This is a genomic window from Pseudonocardia kujensis (genome assembly GCF_021283305.1).
Classification (GTDB): Bacteria; Actinomycetota; Actinomycetes; order Mycobacteriales; family Pseudonocardiaceae; genus Pseudonocardia; species Pseudonocardia kujensis.
This window is the reverse complement of record NZ_JAJSOK010000013.1, coordinates 124836-142433: the sequence shown is the minus strand read 5'-3', so window position 1 is coordinate 142433 and position 17598 is coordinate 124836. Positions and strand designations below refer to the sequence as shown.

Genomic DNA, 17598 nt, shown 5'->3' with positions numbered 1-17598 from the left:
TGGTCATCGACGCCGACGACGCCTGGTGCCCACCGACCTTCAACCCCGTCGGGTTGGGCCGCACCCGGTTGGCGTGGTCGATGATCGCGGTGGAGAGCCAGCGCACCCGCTGCTCGATCTCCCCCAGTACCGCGAGCCGGTCGGTGCCGGCGGGTCGGGAGTCGGAGACGGCGGTCATCGGTGGGCTCCTCTCGTGCACGGTGCCCGACGAGCGCACCACCGATACGATCCCTGCACAAGTCGGGGCCGAGAAGGCGTGCATCCTGCACACCTCGGCGGTCCGGCTCCGTGAGGAGGCGAGCAGGATGCACGACCCCCGGCCGGGCCCGGTCGACGACATCGACGCCCGGCTGCTGCGCGCGCTGGTCGCGAACCCCCGCGGCACCGCTCTCGCGCTCGCCGAGGCGGCCGGGCTGTCCCGCAACACCGTGCAGGCCCGACTCGCGCGCCTCGAGGACCGCGGCGTGCTGCGCAGCGAGGAGCGGCGGATCGACCCGGCGGCGCTGGGGTACCCGCTCACGGCCTACGTCACCGTCGTGGTGGTCCAGCGGCTGCTCGACCGCGTGGCCGCGGCCCTCGCCGCGATCCCGGAGGTGCTGGAGGTCGTCGGGATCTCGGGGCAGGGCGACCTGCAGGTGCAGGTCGTGGCCCGGGACGCGGACGACCTCTACCGCATCGCGGGGCGGCTGCTCGTCATCGACGGCGTCGAGCGCACCACCACCTCGCTGGTCATGCGGCGCCTCGTCGACCACCGTGTCACCCAGCTGCTCGCGTGACCGTCCGCGGCGGGCGGTACCGAAGCACCACTCGCCGCGTACCGCCGAGGGAGTCGCTAGCGTCCGATCATGAGCTCCCTGCTGCCGTCGACCGAACGCACCCTGCTCGCCCGTGTCGCCCGTGCGCAGCGCGACGGGCGCTGCCCCTCCCTCGTCGCGGGCGTGGTCCGCGACGGGGCCCTGGCCTGGTCCACGGGGCGGGGCGCGGTCGCGGAGCCGCACGCCGACGTCCAGTACCGCCTGGGCTCGATCTCCAAGACCGTCTGCGCGGTCACCGTGCTGCGCCTGCGCGACGAGGGCCTGCTCGACCTCGACGACCCGCTCGGGAAGCACGTGCCCGGCACCCCGCTCGGCGACCGCACGCTCACCCAGCTGCTCTCGCACACCGCCGGCGCGACCTCGGAGAGCCCCGGGGCGTGGTGGGAGCGCACCCCGGGCGGCACGCTCGCGGACCTCGGGCTGGCCGAGGAGCACCGCGTCCTGCCCGGCGGGCGCCGGTTCCACTACTCCAACCTCGGCTTCGGGCTGCTCGGCGAGCTGGTCGCCCGCGTGCGCGGGCGCGCGTGGGAGGAGGTGGCCCGGGACGAGGTGCTGCTCCCGCTCGGGATGCGCCGCACCACCCCGCGCCCGGACGGACGCGCCGCCCAGGGCTACGCCGTGCACCCGTGGTCGGACGAGCTGCTGGCCGAGCCCGAGCACCACGCCGGCGTGATGGCTGCGGCCGGGCAGCTGTGGTCCACGGCCGCCGACCTCGGGCGGCTCGGGGCGTTCCTGCTGGGCGACACGGGCGACGTCCTCTCCCCCGCCACCGTGGAGGAGATGACGATCCCGGCGGGCGTCGACTTCTCCGGCCCGACCTGGTCGTCGTACGGGCTGGGGGTGCAGGTGCAGCGGCACGAGGACCGGACGCTGGTCGGGCACGGCGGCTCGATGCCGGGCTTCCTCGCCGGGCTGTGGGCCGACCGCGAGGAGGGCACCGCGGCGCTCGCGCTGGCCAACGTCACCTCCGGGCTCGACGGCGCCCTCCCCTCCCGGCTGCTGGCCGACCTCCGCGCGGCCGAGCCGACCGTCGTCGACGCCTGGTCGCCCGCCCCGTCGCCGGTGCCCGCCGCGCTGCTCGGCCCCTGGTACTGGGGGCCCTCGCCGTACGTGCTGCGCGCGGTCCCGGGTGGGTTGCTGCACCTGGGCGGGCTCGGCAGGCGGGGCCGCTCCTCCCGGTTCCGGCCGCGCCCCGACGGCACGTGGGTCGGGCTCGACGGCTACTTCGCGGGCGAGACGCTCCGGCTCGACCCCGTCGCGCTGAACCTGGCCACCTTCGTCCTCACCCGCACCCCGTACGACCCGGCCGCGCCCGTGCCGGGCGGGGTGCCCGCCGAGGGGTGGTCCGCGCCGTGACGTTCCCGTAACGATCCGAATGACCCGTTCGTCCGTTCTCGCAGGTCGATCGGGCCGTTTCACGCTGGTACGCACCGTGCGCAACCAAAAGCGTCACACGGAACGGGAGGGGACGGGAAGGTTGACTCCGCCCGTCCGGGGACCGAAGGTGACGGACGCACACGGACCGGACCGACGAGACGTGAGGGGGACCCCGCCTCCGGGCGGGAAGCCACGCATGACAGTCAAGGAACCCACCACCGGCGGCCCCTCCCCCACCCCCGACCCCGAGGACGGCGCCGCGGCCGCCGCACCCGTCCTCGAGGGCGCCGGCGCGGCGGAACGGCGCAAGCCCACCGACAAGGTCGTCTTCGGCGTCTCGGCCGCCCTGGTCGTCGCGTTCATCGTCTGGGGCATCGCCGGCACCGAGAACCTCTCGTCGGTCGCGAGCGCCGTGCTGAACGGGATCATGAGCGGCGGCGGCTGGTTCTTCATCCTCGCCGCGAGCGGCTTCGTGGTGTTCGCGGTCTGGCTGGCCGCGAGCCGCTACGGCAAGATCCCGCTCGGCCGGGACGACGAGGGCCCGGAGTTCCGGACGTCCTCGTGGGTCGCGATGATGTTCTCGGCGGGCATGGGCATCGGCCTGATGTTCTGGGGCGCGGCCGAGCCGCTGTCCTTCTTCACCTCGCCCCCGCCCGGGAGCGGCGCCGCCCCGGGCAGCCCGCAGGCGCTCGACGTGGCCATGTCGACCGCGCTGTTCCACTGGACGCTGCACCCGTGGTCGATCTACGCCGTCGTCGGGCTCGCGATCGCCTACGGCACCTTCCGCAAGGGCCGCAGCCAGCTGATCTCCGCGGCGTTCGCGCCGCTGCTGGGCACCCGGCGTACCGAGGGCGGGCTCGGCAAGGCGATCGACATCTTCGCGATCTTCGCGACCCTGTTCGGGTCCGCGGCCTCGCTGGGCCTCGGCGCGTTGCAGATCGGCGGCGGTCTCCAGGCGACCGGCTGGATGGACAACCCGGGCTCGGGGCTGCTCGTCGGGATCATCGTGGTGCTGACGATCGCGTTCATCGCCTCCGCCGTCAGCGGCGTGGCGAAGGGCATCCAGTGGCTCAGCAACATCAACATGGTGCTCGCCGCGATCCTGGCGTTCTTCGTCTTCGTCGTCGGCCCGACCGTGCTGATCCTGAACCTGCTGCCCGGCAGCATCGGCCACTACCTCGCCGACCTCGCGTCGATGGCCGCCCGGACCGGCGCCGACGGCCCGGAGACCGCCGCGTGGCTGCAGAGCTGGACGGTCTTCTACTGGGCCTGGTGGATCTCCTGGACGCCGTTCGTCGGCATGTTCATCGCGCGCATCAGCCGCGGCCGCACGATCCGGCAGTTCATCGCGGGCGTCATCCTCATCCCGAGCGTGGTGTCGCTGGCCTGGTTCGCGATCTTCGGCGGTGCCGCGATCTCCGAGCAGCAGGCGGGCAACGACCTCGCCTTGGCGAGCACCGAGGGCCAGCTGTTCGGGCTGCTGCAGTCCTACCCGCTGGGGGTGGTGCTGTCCGTCGTGGCGATGCTGCTCGTGGCGATCTTCTTCGTGTCCGGCGCCGACGCGGCCTCGGTCGTCATGGGCACCATCTCGCAGAAGGGCTCCCTCGAGCCCAGCCGCGGCATCGTGATCTTCTGGGGCGCGGTGATGGGCGCCATCGCCGCGGTCATGCTGCTGGTCGGCGGCTCCGACGCGCTGTCCGGAATCCAGAACATCACGATCATCATGGCGCTGCCGTTCGTGATCGTGATGGTCCTGCTGTGCGTGTCGCTGTACAAGGACCTGCGCCACGACCCGTTGATCCGCAAGGAGAACAAGGCCGCCGAGGCCGTCGAGCAGGCCGTGGACTACGGCCTCAAGGCGCACGACGGCGACTTCATCCTCAACGTCAAGCCGATGAGCATGGCCGACGGCGCCGAGGAGGCGCGCGAGCACGGCGGGGGCACCCTCCTGCCGGGCGAGCCGCAGCCGCCCCGGCGCGCCTGACCGCCGCGCAGCGCCGGGGCCCCCGGCCGTGCGCCGGGGGCCCCGTCGCGTGTGCGGCCCCTACCGCACCGGCCGGTCGCGGATCTCCGGACCCCCTGTCCCCCGCTTCCCGCCGGGGCTGAGAAGGTGGCTCCCGATGCGTCTCGTCTTCGCCCCCGGTGACGACCAGGGATACGCCGGAGCTCGGGACCGGTTGCTGGAGGCCTTCCTGACATGGGCCCGCCGGCGCCGGGTCTCGGCGGACGTCTTCCTGGTCGCCGCCGCGCTCGACTACAAGTACGCGCTCGACCGCAGGCTCGGCCGGTGGACCCGGGCGCACGTCGCCGACGCGCTCGGCATGTGGTTCCCGCGGCACGTCACCGTGCTCGACGCCGAGGAGGTCCCCGAGGCCTTCCACGCGCTGATCGACTTCCTGGCCGACGCCGACGGGCTCGACCACCGCTCCGCCTCGCGCGCGGAGCTGCACGCGCAGGTCCGGGACTCCACCCCCGCGCTGCTCGACGGGATCGCCGACGAGCGCAACTACGACCTCGGCAAGTTCTGGGGCGTCCAGCTGCGCCGGCACGGCGTCGACCCCGCCGACCCGCGGGCGGTGCAGCGCTTCCTCGACCGCGCCCGCTCCGGCGAGGTCGACATCGACCGGGCCGCGCTCGCCGAGATCACCCGGCGCGAGGAGGAGGCGCCGCGGGACCCGGCGCCCGCACCCGAGCTGCCGCCGGTGCTGCTGCCCAGCGCCGCCGAGATGGTCACCGCCGCGCAGGAGAGCACGGCGCTCGACCTGCTCCGCAAGCTCACCGTGTGGGTGCGCGCGGGCCGCCGGCTCACCCGGGACGGCAAGCTCGGCCTCGCCGATGCGCTCTCCCTCGCCGACCTGCTCGGCCTCGACCAGCTCTACCGGGACAGCGCGCGCACCGGCAACGACCTGCCCGAGACCTCGATGCTGCTGCACTGGGCCAAGGCCGCCCGGCTGGTGCGCCCGCTGCACGGCCGGCTGGTCCCGGTGAAGAGCGCCGCGAAGGACCTGCACCGGCCGATCGAGCTGTGGCGGCGGGTGTTCGGGGCCGTCGGGCGGATCGGCGACCACCTCGGCGGCACCGACGTGTTCGGCGCGCCGTCGCTGTTCGGCATGTCCCTCTCCGACGCGTTCCCGATCCTGTGGCTCGAGCTCTACGCCGCGGGCGGCGGCCCCATCCCGGTCGAGCTCTTCCACCGGCTCGTCCGCGAGGCCGTCAACGAGGAGTGCGGCTGCGTGGTCGACGACCTCGCCGGCGACGCGGAGCAGCGGCTCTGGCGGCGCGACGTCACCGCGCTGCTCGACGCGCTGGAGCTGCTCGGCGCGGTCGAGCTCGGCGAGCTGCTCGACGCCGAGGACCTCGACGGGCTCGTCGAGCTGGCAGGCCGGGACGACCCCGACCCCACGATCGTCTCGCTCACCCCGATGGGGCTGTGGGCGGTGCACGAGACCCTGATCGACCAGGGACTGCACGCGCCGCTGCCGGGCGAGCTGGCCGACGAGGACCTCGAGTACGTGTGCGTGCGGATGTCGGAGGTGCGCAGCGCGGTCGCCGAGGCCGAGCTCGACGCCTGGGTGGCCGCCCGCACCCCGGCCGACGCGGCGCGGGAGATCGGCCGGTTCCTCGCCCGCACGGACGACCCGGTGCACCGCGACCTGGCCCTGCACGCCCTGGCGCGCACCGGCCCGGCCGGGCTCGCCCAGGCCAAGCGGCTGCGGGGCGGGCCGGACGGGGACCGCTACGACGACCGCACGGACGAACTGCAACCCTCCTGACCGACCCGGACCCGCGCCCTGGGCTTCCGCGAGTCGCGCCCCGAGCTCCCGCGAGTCGGGAGTTCCGGCACCGCGAGTCGGGACTTCCGGCACCGCGAGTCGGGAGCTCCGGCACCGCGAGTCGGGAGTTCCGGCACCGCGAGTCGGGAGCTATGCGGGAACCGGGAGGTGGCGGCGGGAGTGCCGCAGGATCACCGCCGTCCCACCCAGGGCGACGAGCACGAGGCAACCGAGCAGCACCGGGTAGCTCGCCACGCCGCTGAGCACGGCGAGGATCGACGGCAGCAGGAACCCGACGTAGGCCAGCGCGTAGTAGACCCCGGTGAGGGCGGCCAGCTCGTCCGGCCGGGCGAGGCGTTGCAGCTCCAGCAGTCCGGAGACCACCGCGATCCCGTACGCGGCGCCGAGCACCACCGCCGCCACCAGCGCGACCACCGGCGACCGGACCACTGCCGCGACCGCGCTCACCGCCAACCCGGCCGACATCACGATCATCGAGACGACGACGCCGCGCGCACTCGTCGTCCGGTCCAGGCGCTTGGCCAGCGGCTGCACCAGCGCACCGGCGCCGAGCGTGCACACGGTGAGCAACGTGGAGTAGGCCAGCCCCCAGGTCCCCAGCCGGTCCCCCACCAGCTGCGGCATGATCGCGTAGGCCACACCCGCCGAGCCGAAGATCCACGGCGCCATCGGGGTGATCACCCGCCGGAACCGCGGGTGCCGGGCCCCCGCGAAGCGACCGGTGGTCCGCGCGGCCGCCGGGGCCACCCGTGTCTCGGGCAGCCGGACGATCGCGAGCAGCGCGACCGCGGCCAGTACGGCGTGCACGACGTACGGGAGCTCCAGCGGGAAGGGCGCCCCCAGCGAGACCGAGGTCTGCGCGAGCACGCCCGCGACCCCGGCGCCGAGCCCGAACCCGAGGGTCAGCCAGAGCGCGCCGCGCCGGGTCCCGGTGGCCCGCTCCGCCCCACCCCGCACGGACAGCTCGGTCACCCACGTCGAACCGACGGCCATCGCCACGGCCACGCCGAGGCCCGTCACGAACCGGCCCGCCGCGATCCAGCCGACGTCGCCGAGCGCCAGGAACACGCTCGCGACCAGCGACGCCGCGGTTCCGGCCACCATCACCGGCTTGCGGCCGTACCGCTCGGACAGCGCCCCGACCGTCAGCAGCCCCGGCACGAGCCCGACGACGTACGCGCCCAGCAGCGCGTCGACGGTGAGGATCGACAGCCCCGACTCGCGGTACACGACCAGCAGCGGGGTGAACTGGTTGCCGCCCCAGCCGCAGGCGAGGACGGCGGCCGCGGCGGCCCGCCACAGGTTCCGTCCGCCGCGTTCCGTGCTCATCGCCGGTGTGTCCCGTCCAGGTGGGCCCGCAGGGCGAGGGCGAACGCCGCCTCGTCGCGGGCCTCGACGATCCCGATCAGCTCCTCGTGCTCGCGCAGCACCACCGGGAGCTGCTCGGGCACCGGGCCGAGCGCGTGCACGCTCATCCGGCGCTGGCGGTCGGCGAGCGTGGCGTAGAACCGCATGGTCAGCGCGTTGCGCCCGGCCGCGACGAGGGTCCGGTGGAAGGTCTCGTCGGCCTCGGCGAAGGCCTGCAGGTCGCCCCGGTCGGCGTGCCCCCGCTGCACGTCCAGCGCCGCCCGCAGCTCGGCGACGGCCGCCGGGACCTGCTCGGGGCGGCGCAGCAGCCGGCGGACGGCCGCGGTCTCGACGGCCTCGCGGGCGTCGAGCACGTCCTCGGCCTCCCCCGGCGGCACGGGCACGACGACCGCGCCACGCTTCGGGATCAGCGTGAGCAGGTCCTCGGCCTGCAGCCGCAGGAACGCCTCCCGCACCGGGGTACGGCTCACGCCGAGCCGCGCCGCGATGTCGCCCTCGCTGAACAGGTGCCCGCCGGGCAGCTCGCCGGTGAGCACCAGCTCCTTGGTCAGGGCATAGGCCCGGTCGGCGGCGGGCACCTGCCCGTCCGTGTCCGGACGTGCGGTGTCCGGACGTGAGGCGTCGGGGTTCGGGGGCACGCCCGAGACCCTAGCAAGTCAGATGCAAGCTTGTATCTATGCCTGCAGCCGTGCCCTGTCAGGTCAGCGGTGCGTCGTCGCCGTAGGGCACGGTCGGCGCGGTGCCGGTCAGCTCGTCGCAGAGATCGGACAGGCGCGAGTCCAGGCGCTGCTGCACGCGCTCGAGCGCGTCGAGCTCGGTCATGATCTCCAGCGTGTGGCGTGGTCCGTCGATGCCGGACAGCGCGCGACGCAGCTCCCCACGCAGCTCGGCGATCCGCTCACGACACTCCTCGACGGCACTGCGGTGCGCGCCGAGGCGGGCCCGCTGGCCGGCGTCGAGCGAGTCCGGCACGGAGTCGAGGCGCTCCTGCAGGCGATACGGGTTCACGGACGTTCCTCCCCGGTGGTGGACGGGTGGCGACGATCACCGTGTGATCGCCGACACACGCGACGGTAGCCGAGGTCGGAGTCACCCGGAAGACGAAACCCAAACCCGTCCCGGGACGAGGGACGGTGCGGGTGGATCAGGCGGAACGCCGGTCCCGCTGGTGCGGGATCGCGGCCAGCGCCGCGGCGGTCCCCGGGTCGAGCGGGCTCCCGGTGGCCTGCTCCGGGACCTCGAGACCGGTGCGGCGGCGCTCGCGGACGAGGTCCGTCGTCAGGTGGTAGTGGCCGTGGCGCGAGCGCTTGCACACGTAGGCCCGCTGCGCCCGGGCGCCCAGCTCCTCCAGCTCGCGGGCGGCCGCTTCCGCGGACTCGCGGTCCGGGTAGATCACCTTGCCGTCCGCCCCGACGCCCTGCCGCCGCGGTGCGGTTCCGGCGAGCTCCGCGCGGCTCGGCTTGCAGAAGACGGGACGGCCGGTGCTCATCAGCCTCGCGTAGCGCAGCAGGATGCGCGCGCGGTCCGGGTCGCGGACCGGGCCCCGCGGCTCCCTCGCCTCGCGCTCGGCGGCCTCCGGGGACGTCCGCGGGCGCGGGGTGAGACGGCGGACCTTGGCGAGGTCGGAGGGCGACGGAGCCTGGCGCGGGACGAACGGCCGCACGCCCTCGCGCCCCCCGGTGCCGCCGGGGGTGCCGTGCTCCTGCTCGCCGCTCATCTCGTCCTCCAACTGTCCGTCGCCAGTGGAACGCTCGTCGCTTCCTGGATCGTGGGAGCCATCCTGCCCCGTTACCGGCCGGCCGCGGTGTCCCACGATCGTGTCCTTTCCGGACTTCGATCACCGTGCGTAGTAAACCGCTCGCCGGTATGACGACTCTGCGTACCCGGATCGGTGCACAGCGCTGCGGCGGCGGCGCCGCCGCCCCTATGCTCCTGCCACTCGGGGGAGGTGCCATGACGGCGGGTACGGGCGAGTGGACGGGGCTGTTCGGCCGCTCCTCGCTTGCGCCGACCGTCTTCGACGTCACCCCGGACGCCCGTCCCCGCGTCCGCGAGTGGCTCGCCGCGCAGCACGTCGCGACGGCATGGACGCGGGACCCGCACGCGCCCGCGGTCGACGCGTGGGCCGTGGCCGACGGCGGCGTCCTGGCCGTCGCGCGGTGGACGCCGGCGGCCGGGGCCCCGGACGCCGACCGAGCCCTGCCGAGCGGGCTCTACCTCGTCGGGTTCAAGGCGTTCCGGCTGCTCACGGCGGTACTCGCGGTGCCCCGTCCGGTCCGCCCGCTCCCCGGCGAGCCGCTGTTCGACCTCGACGCGCTGTGCCGGGCGCACCGGAACGCGTCCGCCACCTGCCCCGACGCCGTCGAGCAGGCCGAGCTGCTCGCGACCTGCACCGACCGGCGCACCCTGCGCCTGGTCGCCGGCGCCCTCGACGCCGCGGCGCACGCCCGGCCCCGCGTCGTCGGGCCCGAGGCGGTCCCCCCGTCCCCGTGCCCGCGCGACCGGCCACCCGCGGCGGGCACACTCGCGGGGTGACCCGCTGGGTGCTGCACGTCGACCTGGACCAGTTCCTGGCCGCCGTCGAGCAGCGGCGACACCCCGAGCTGGCCGGCCGCCCGGTGATCGTCGGCGGCAACGGCGACCCGGCCGCGCGGACCGTCGTGGCGACCGCCTCGTACGAGGCGCGGCGGTTCGGCGTGCACTCCGGGATGCCGATGCGACTGGCCGCGCGGAAGTGCCCCGACGCCATCCTCCTCCCCGCCGACAACCCGGCGTACGAGGCGGCGTCGGACGAGGTGATGGCGGTGCTGCGGGAGTTCCCGGTGGTCGTCGAGGTGATCGGCTGGGACGAGGCCTTCCTGCAGTGGGACGGCGACGACCCGGAGGCCCTCGCCCGCGCGGTCCAGGTCGCGGTCCGCGCCCGCACCCGGCTGTCGTGCGCGGTCGGGATCGGCGACAACACGTTGCGCGCCAAGATGGCGACCGGCTTCGCCAAGCCCGGGGGCGTGCACCGGATCACCGCGCACAACTGGTTCGCGACACTCGGCGACCGGCCCACCGAGGTCCTCCACGGGATCGGCACCAGGACCGCCCGCAAGCTCGCCGAGCTCGGCATCCACACCGTCACGCAGCTCGCCGAGGCCTCCCCCGCGGCCGTCGGCGAGCGGCTCGGCCCACGGATGGGGCCGTACTACGTCTCGCTCGGCCGCGGCATGGGCCGCACCGAGATGGAGGCCTCGCCGTACGTCCCACGCTCGCGCAGCCGCGAGACGACGTTCCCGGCGAACCTCGAGGACTGGACGGCGGTGCTCGCCGAGGTCTCGGCCCTGGCGGCGCGGGTGGCCGAGGACGTCGCCGCCGAGGGACGGGACGTCGCCCGGGTCGGGGTCAAGGTCCGCTACGCGCCGTTCCTGACCCGCACCCGCAGCACCACCCTCCCCGCCCCGACCCGCGACCCCGCGGTGCTGGAGCACGCCGCCCTCGAGGTCGCCGGCTGGTTCCGGCAGGACCGGGCCGTGCGGCTGCTCGGGGTGCGGGCGGAGTTCGTGGAGTGAGAACCCCCTCGGCCCCTCGAGCCGAGGTCCCTTCGAGGAGGTGGTGATCCGCCGAGGTCGTTCCCAGCCGGTGCCGCCGGGCCGGACCGGGGTGGTTCCTCCCTGGCGGACGACCGCTCGGCGCACGGTTCTCCGGAACCGTCGGTGCCCGGTGGGACGCTCCGCTGCGCACCGGTATCCGCTGCTCCGGAGGAGATCGCCATGCCCTTCACCGACACCCCGTGGCCCAACGGCGCGCCCTGCTGGGCCGACATCGCGGTCCCCGACCTCCCGGCGGCGCTCGCCTTCTACGGCGCCGTGGTCGGCTGGTCGTTCGTCGACACGGGCGAGGAGTACGGCCACTTCAACCTCTGCCAGACCGAGGGTCGCGCGGCCGCCGGCATCGGGCCCGTCATGCAGGAGGGTCAGCCCAGCTTCTGGACGCTCTACCTGGCGACGGACGACGTCGAGGCCACCACCAAGCTCGTCACGGACGGCGGCGGGTCGGTGCTCGCCGGCCCGATGGACATCCCGGAGACCGGCCGGATGGCCGTGTGCTCCGACCCGACCGGCGGCGTGTTCGGGCTCTGGCAGGCGGCCGGGCAGGTCGGGATCGAGGTGTTCAACCAGCCCGGCTCGCTGGTGTGGGAGGACGCGCGGCTCACGGACGTCGAGCGCGGCCGCGAGTTCTACGCCGGGCTGTTCCCGTACCGGTTCGCCGAGGTCCCGGGCCTCCCGCTCGCGGAGTACGGCACCTTCGGGCTCGGGGACGAACCGCTCGGCGGGATGGGCGGCACGATGGGCGCGCCGGAGGGCACCCCGAGCCACTGGCTCGTCTACTTCGGCGTCGAGTCGGTCGACGCGGCGGTCGCCGCCGCCACCGAGCGCGGCGGGGGCGTGGTGATGGCCGCGCAGGACACGCCGTTCGGGCGGATGGCGGTACTCGGCGACCCGTTCGGCGCCCCCTTCGCCGTGCACCAGGAGATCCTGGCGGGCGACCAGGGCTGAGGTCCGCGGCGCCACTTGCTTTGCTTGTGTCAAGCAAACTACTGTGCCCGGTAACTCCCGGGAAAGCAGGTGGCGCCCTCGTGTCCGAAACCGTCCGCGGCAGGGCACCCGAGGAGATCCCGGTCGCGGACGGGTCGGGCCTCGCCCCGCTCCCCCGTCGTCGTGCCGTGTTCGCCGTCGTCGGTGTCGCCCTGTTGATGTTCTCGCTGGACCAGACCTCGGTGGCGACCGCCCTGACGACGCTCGAGCGGGACCTGGGGGCCAGCCTGGCGTGGGCGAGCTGGACGGTCACGATCTACGCGGTCGGCCAGATCCTCGCCCTGCCGCTGGGCGGCCGGCTCGGCGAGCAGTTCGGCCGGCGGCGGGTGTTCCTGTGCGCCGTCGCCACGTTCACGGCCCTGTCCTGCGCCTGCGCGGCGACCACCGACGTCGGCCAGCTGATCGCCTGCCGGTTCGTGCAGGGCCTGGCCGGCGGGCTGATGCTGCCGGCGGCCAACGGCATCGTCGCCCATGCGTTCGGCCGGGACCGCGACCGCGCGCTGGCCCTGTTCACCAGCGTCTTCCCGATCGGCGCGATCCTCGGCCCGCTCGTCGGCGGCCTGATCCTCACCGTGTGGTCCTGGCGCGGGATCTTCCTGGTCAACCTGCCGATCGGTGCCGTGCTCGTGGTGGCCGGGGCGCTGCTGGTCCAGGACCCGCCGCGGAGCCGCCCGGAGCGGGTCGACGTCGCGGGCATCGCGCTGCTGACCGTGGCGCTGCTCGCGACGATGGTCGCGATCACCCGGGTCGGCGCCATCGGCGACGGCGTCGCGGGGCCCGTCGGCGTGGCGCTGGCCGGGGCGGTGGCCCTCGTCGCCGGCGGGTTCTTCCTGCGGCACGCGCGCCGGCACGCCGACGCCGTCGTGCCGGCGCGGCTGCTCAGCGGCGGCGGCCTCGGGATCATGAACACGACCAACGTGCTGTTCGGCGCGGCGATCATCGGTTTCTCCGCGCTCCTGCCGCTCTACGCCCAGGTCCGCTACGCCGTGCTCCCGCTGGCCGCCGGCGTCCTGCTGACCGCGCGCGCGATCGGCACGATCGCCTCGTCCGGGGTGTCCGTCGCGCTGCTGCGCCGGGTGGGGCACCGGCCGCTGCTGCTGGTCGGGCTGGGCGGGATCGTGGCGGGCCTGGTCCTCGGCGCCCTGCCGCCCGCGGGGGTCTCCCCCGCCGTCTGGCTGACCCTCGCCGCGGCCGTGACCGGGCTCGGGATGGGTCTCGCGGGACCGGCCGCGAACAACGCCGGCATGCACCTCGTGCGCGACGACGTCACCGCCGTCTCGGGCCTGCGGATCATGTTCCGGCAGATCGGCGGGATCGCCGCGGTCTCCGTCACCACCGCGGCCGTCACCGCCGCCGACGACCCCGGCCTCGCCGCCGCGGTCTGCTTCGTGGTGCTGGCCGGCCTGCTGACCGCCGCGGCGGTCGCGGCCGCCCGGCTGCCCAACCACCGCGGACGGTGGTGAGCGGGGGGCACGGTCGCCGGTGCCCGGAACCTAGGATCGCGGGCGTGGAGACCTGGACGGCCGCGCAGTGCGCGGAGGCGTGGGGCGTGCGGCCCGGGACCTGGGCGAGCTATGTCTCCCGCGGCCAGGCACCGGCCCCGCTCCCCGGCGACGGCCCGCGCCGCTGGTCCGCCGAGGAGGTCCGCGCCTTCCCCCGCCCCGGCGCCGGCCGGTCGCGCGCGGGTGCCGGCGACGAGGCGCAGGCGCTGCTGGCCGAGATGAGCGACGTGGCGGCGCGGATGGAGGAGCTGCGTGCCGAGCAGCGCCGCCTCCTGCTCGAGGGCCGCGAACGCGGGCTCGAGATCAGCCCCATGGCGAAGGCGCTGGGGATCTCCCGGCAGACCGCGTACGCATGGCTGGGATGAGCACGACCACCGAACCCCCGGGCGGTCGCGGCGCGCTGCGGCTGCTGCAGGCCGCGGTCGCGATCAGCAGCCTCGACCGGTTCGCCATCTCGCCGCTGCTGCTCGCGATCGGGGCAGAGCTGGGGGCGTCGCTGGCCCAGTCGGCGGCCGTCGCCTCGGCGTACTTCCTGGCCTACGGCCTCCTGCAGCCGGTCTGGGGCATGCTCGGCGACCGGATCGGGCTGGTCCGGGTCATGCGGATCGCGCTCGTGATCGCCGGGATCGCCGGCGTCGCGTCGGCGTTCGCGCCGTCCGTGCTGGTCCTGGCCCTGCTGCGGACGATCACGGGCGGCTGCTTCGGCGCGGTCAACCCGGCGGGGCTGGTCTACGTCGGCGACACCTGGCCGCAGTCCATCCGGCAACGGGCCCTGGTGGACCTGGCCGCGGCGACGTCGTTCGGCGTCGCCCTCGCCACGGCCGGGGCCGGGGCCCTCGGGGACCGGGCGGGCTGGCGCGTGGTGCTGGCGGTGACCGCACTCCTCGCCCTCGCGCTCGGCGTCGTGCTGCGCCGGCTGCCCGAACCGCCGCGCAAGACGCCGTCCGCCCCGCTGCGGGCCCTGGCGACGGTGCTGCGCGAGCGGTGGGCCCTCGTCGTGCTGGTCCTGGTCTTCGCCGAGGGTGCAGTGGTGATCGGCGTGCTCACCTACGTCGCGCCCGCCGTCGAGTCCCTCGGCTTCTCCCCGACCGTCTCCGGGCTCGCGGCGGCCGGGTACGGCGTGGGCGTCGTGCTGTTCTCCCGCTCGGTCCGCCCGCTCGTCGGCCGGCTGTCGACGACCGCGCTCGCCACCGTCGGCGGGGTCCTGCTGGTCGCGGGGTGGGGCGTCCCCGCGGCGGCGGTGACCCTGCCGACGGCGGTCGCGGGGGGGCTGCTGCTGGGCGGCGCCTGGGCCTTCCTGCACTCCACCCTGCAGAACTGGGCGACCTCGGTCGTCCCGCAGGAGCGGGCGACCACGATCGCGCTCTTCGCCGCGACCCTGTTCCTCGGCAGCGCGGCCGGCACCGCCGTGGCCGGGCCGGCGGCCGACGCGGGCGACTTCCCCGCGATCCTCCGGGTCACGCTGGCGGCCTCGGCCGCGCTGGCCGTGGCCGCCCCGCTGCTCCTCGCCCGCTACGCCCGCCGGCCGGGAGCGGGCGGCGCTCCCGTCCGGAGGGACTGAGCGGGAGCACCATCCGTCCGCGGGCGCCTCAGCCGACGGGCTCGGGCGAGCGCCGCACGCTGAGGTCGAGCGCGTCGTCCCTCACGCCCACGTGCACCCGCGCGCCCTCCTCGATCTGCTCGGCCAGCAGCAGCCCGGCGAGCCGGTTCTCCAGCTCCCGGCGGATCGTGCGGCGCAGCGGCCGGGCGCCGAACTCGGGCTGGTAGCCGTGCTCGGAGAGCCAGTGGACGGCCTCGGGGTCGACCTCGAGCGCGATGTGCCGCTCGGACAGCCGCTCCTCCACCTCGTGCAGCAGGTGCCCGGTGATCTCCTCGAGCTGCTCGGGCTCGAGCCGGCGGAAGACGATGGTCTCGTCGATCCGGTTGAGGAACTCGGGCCGGAACACCTCGCGCAGCCGCGGCATCAGCCGCTCCCGCAGCACCGCGTCCTCCGGGGACTCCGACGTGCGCTCGGCGGTGGAGCCGAAGCCCAACGTCGCGCCGCGGCTGGTGATCAGCTCCGACCCGACGTTCGAGGTCATGATGATCACCGTGTTGCGGAAGTCGACCGTGCGCCCCTGGCCGTCGGTGAGCCGGCCGTCGTCGAGGACCTGCAGCAGCGTGTTGAAGACGTCCGGGTGGGCCTTCTCGATCTCGTCGAGCAGCAGCACCGAGTACGGACGGCGCCGGACGGCCTCGGTGAGCTCGCCGGACTCGCCGTAGCCGACGTAGCCGGGGGGCGCCCCGACCATCCGCGCGACGGTGTGCCGTTCGCCGTACTCGCTCATGTCGAGGCGGACCATCCGGTCCTCCTCGCCGAACAGCGCCACGGCGAGGGCCTTGGCCAGCTCGGTCTTGCCGACGCCGGTCGGGCCGAGGAACAGGAAGCTGCCCACGGGGCGGTCGGGGTCGCCGAGCCCGGTGCGCGAGCGGCGGATGGCCTCGGCGACCGCCCGCACGGCCTCGTCCTGCCCGACGACGCGCCGGTGCAGCTCGTCCTCCAGACGCAGCAGCCGCTCGCGCTCGGACTCGGTGAGCTGCGCGACCGGGATCCCGGTGGAACGGGAGATGACCTCGGCGATGTCCTCGATGCCGACCTCCGGCACCCCGCCCGGACCCGCACCCCGACTGGCCGCGATCTGCGTGCGGAGCTCGGCGATCTCGTCCCGGAGCTCGCCGGCGCGCTCGAACTGCTCGTCGGCCACGGCCTGGTCCTTGTCCCGGGTCAGCTGCTCGAGGCGCTGCTCCAGGTCCCGACGGTCGACGCTCGGGGTCCGGGTGCGCAGCCGCACCCGCGCGCCGGCCTGGTCCATCAGGTCGATGGCCTTGTCCGGCAGGAACCGGTCCGTGATGTAGCGGTCGGAGAGCTGCGCGGCGCCCTCGAGCGCCTCCTCCGTGTAGCGGACCTGGTGGTGCGCCTCGTACCGGTCCCGCAGCCCGCACAGGATCGCGTAGGTGTCCTCCACGGACGGCTCCGGCACGTACACGGCCTGGAACCGCCGGGCCAACGCCGCGTCGGACTCGATGTAGCGGCGGTACTCGTCCAGCGTGGTGGCACCGATGACGTGCAGCTCGCCGCGGGCGAGCGCGGGCTTGAGCAGGTTGCCGGCGTCCATGGACCCTCCGCCGCCGCCCGCGCCGCCGCCGCCGGTCCCGGCGCCGACCATGGTGTGGAGCTCGTCGATGAAGACGATCAGCTCCTTGGAGTGGGCCCGGATCTCCTCGATCACCGAGCGCATCCGCTCCTCGAAGTCACCGCGGTAGCGGGTGCCGGCGACGACCCCGGACAGGTCCAGCTGCACGACGCGGCGGTCCTTGAGCGTGTCGGGGACCTCCCCGTCGGCGATGCGTTGGGCGATGCCCTCGACCACGGCCGTCTTGCCGACGCCGGCCTCGCCGATCAGCACCGGGTTGTTCTTGGTCCGCCGGGAGAGCACCTCGATGGTCTGCTCGATCTCATCCGCGCGGCCGATGACCGGGTCGAGCCGGCCGTCGCGGGCGGCCTGCGTGAGGTCCTGGCCGTACTGGTCCAACGTCGGGGTCGACGAGTTCGCGGCGACCTCCGGCGCGGGGCCGCCGGGCCCCTGCGTGGCCTGGTTCGGCGCGAACCGGGCCTCGGCGAGGAGCCGGCCGGCCGCGGACTCCTCGTTGGCGGCCAGCGCCAGCAGCAGGTGCTCGGGGCCGATGTAGGTGGAGCCGAACGAGCGGGAGATCTGGTGCCCGTCGAGCAGCGCGCGTTTCGCCGCCGGGGTGAGCGCCGGGGCGCGGCCCGTCTGCTCGCCGCGCGGCAACCCCTTCTCCAGCGCGTCGGCGACGGTGTCCGGGTCCGCCCCGGCCCGCGCGAGCCACTTGCGGGTCGGCTCGAAGCGGGTCGAGGCGAGCAGCATGTGCGTCGCGTCGAGATCGGCGTCGCCGCGGTCGATCGCCTCCTGGGCCGCGGCGGCCATGATCTCCTTCGCGCCCTGGCTCATGAGGCGGGTCAGGTCGATCCGGTGCGCGGGGCCGCGCGGATCGCCGGGACCCATGTGCGGGAAGCCTGATCCGGGCCCGAAGAAGCCGGTCACGGGAATCTCCTCTCGACGGGTGTCCGACCGGAGGTTGTTCCCCCCGGTCACCCGGCGAA

The 17598-nt window shown here is 74.8% G+C and carries 15 protein-coding genes; 10 read left to right on the top strand and 5 right to left on the bottom strand.

What is annotated here, in order from left to right; translation table 11 throughout:
- Positions 1–305: 305 nt before the first annotated feature.
- The 4 genes from LWC35_RS12345 (at position 306) to LWC35_RS12330 (ending at position 5965) form a co-directional block, all read left to right on the top strand.
- Positions 306–776, top strand: coding sequence for an Lrp/AsnC family transcriptional regulator (locus LWC35_RS12345; RefSeq protein WP_232870214.1), 471 nt, complete (start codon positions 306–308; stop codon positions 774–776).
- A 69-nt stretch (positions 777–845) separates the two neighbouring features.
- Positions 846–2171: a serine hydrolase domain-containing protein gene (locus tag LWC35_RS12340; protein WP_232870213.1), complete on the top strand. Its 1326-nt coding sequence runs from the start codon at positions 846–848 to the stop codon at positions 2169–2171.
- A gap of 217 nt (positions 2172–2388) precedes the next feature.
- Positions 2389–4176: a BCCT family transporter gene (locus LWC35_RS12335; protein WP_232870212.1), complete on the top strand. Its 1788-nt coding sequence runs from the start codon at positions 2389–2391 to the stop codon at positions 4174–4176.
- Between the two features lie 136 nt (positions 4177–4312).
- Complete coding sequence (locus LWC35_RS12330) at positions 4313–5965, top strand: hypothetical protein (protein ID WP_232870211.1); 1653 nt, start codon at positions 4313–4315, stop codon at positions 5963–5965.
- Positions 5966–6115: 150 nt separating this feature from the next.
- Here the strand turns inward: LWC35_RS12330 and LWC35_RS12325 are convergent, their stop codons facing one another.
- From LWC35_RS12325 to LWC35_RS12310, 4 genes are all read right to left on the bottom strand, one after another.
- Positions 6116–7315, bottom strand: coding sequence for an MFS transporter (locus tag LWC35_RS12325; RefSeq protein WP_232870210.1), 1200 nt, complete (start codon positions 7313–7315; stop codon positions 6116–6118).
- Positions 7312–7992, bottom strand: a complete 681-nt coding sequence (locus LWC35_RS12320) for a GntR family transcriptional regulator (protein ID WP_443690204.1) — start codon at positions 7990–7992, stop codon at positions 7312–7314. Before LWC35_RS12320 ends, LWC35_RS12325 begins: the two co-directional genes overlap by 4 nt.
- A 58-nt stretch (positions 7993–8050) precedes the next feature.
- Positions 8051–8362, bottom strand: a complete 312-nt coding sequence (locus tag LWC35_RS12315; protein WP_232870209.1) for a hypothetical protein — start codon at positions 8360–8362, stop codon at positions 8051–8053.
- Between the two features lie 136 nt (positions 8363–8498).
- Complete coding sequence (locus LWC35_RS12310) at positions 8499–9071, bottom strand: hypothetical protein (RefSeq protein ID WP_232870208.1); 573 nt, start codon at positions 9069–9071, stop codon at positions 8499–8501.
- 236 nt (positions 9072–9307) lie between these two features.
- Between LWC35_RS12310 and LWC35_RS12305 the strand changes: the two genes are divergently transcribed.
- The 6 genes from LWC35_RS12305 to LWC35_RS12280 all read left to right on the top strand — a co-directional run bounded on the left by LWC35_RS12305 (position 9308) and on the right by LWC35_RS12280 (position 14997).
- Positions 9308–9889: a hypothetical protein gene (locus LWC35_RS12305; protein WP_232870207.1), complete on the top strand. Its 582-nt coding sequence runs from the start codon at positions 9308–9310 to the stop codon at positions 9887–9889.
- Positions 9886–10908 (top strand): DNA polymerase IV, encoded by a 1023-nt coding sequence (locus tag LWC35_RS12300; protein WP_232870206.1) that lies wholly within the window; start codon positions 9886–9888, stop codon positions 10906–10908. The genes LWC35_RS12305 and LWC35_RS12300 overlap by 4 nt, the downstream gene beginning before the upstream one ends.
- 201 nt (positions 10909–11109) lie before the next feature.
- On the top strand, positions 11110–11895 hold the full coding sequence (locus LWC35_RS12295) for a VOC family protein (RefSeq protein ID WP_232870205.1): 786 nt from the start codon (positions 11110–11112) through the stop codon (positions 11893–11895).
- A gap of 80 nt (positions 11896–11975) precedes the next feature.
- The gene (locus LWC35_RS12290; protein WP_232870204.1) at positions 11976–13397 is read left to right on the top strand and encodes an MFS transporter; all 1422 of its coding nucleotides are present in this window, start codon (positions 11976–11978) and stop codon (positions 13395–13397) included.
- 44 nt (positions 13398–13441) lie between these two features.
- A complete protein-coding gene (locus tag LWC35_RS12285; protein ID WP_232870203.1) occupies positions 13442–13801 on the top strand; it encodes a hypothetical protein in 360 nt (119 codons plus the stop codon).
- The gene (locus tag LWC35_RS12280; protein ID WP_232870202.1) at positions 13798–14997 is read left to right on the top strand and encodes an MFS transporter; all 1200 of its coding nucleotides are present in this window, start codon (positions 13798–13800) and stop codon (positions 14995–14997) included. Before LWC35_RS12285 ends, LWC35_RS12280 begins: the two co-directional genes overlap by 4 nt.
- A gap of 28 nt (positions 14998–15025) precedes the next feature.
- Here the strand turns inward: LWC35_RS12280 and LWC35_RS12275 are convergent, their stop codons facing one another.
- Entirely contained in the window at positions 15026–17539 is a 2514-nt protein-coding gene (locus LWC35_RS12275; protein ID WP_372463037.1) for an ATP-dependent Clp protease ATP-binding subunit, read from the bottom strand.
- Between the last annotated feature and the right edge of the window lie 59 nt (positions 17540–17598).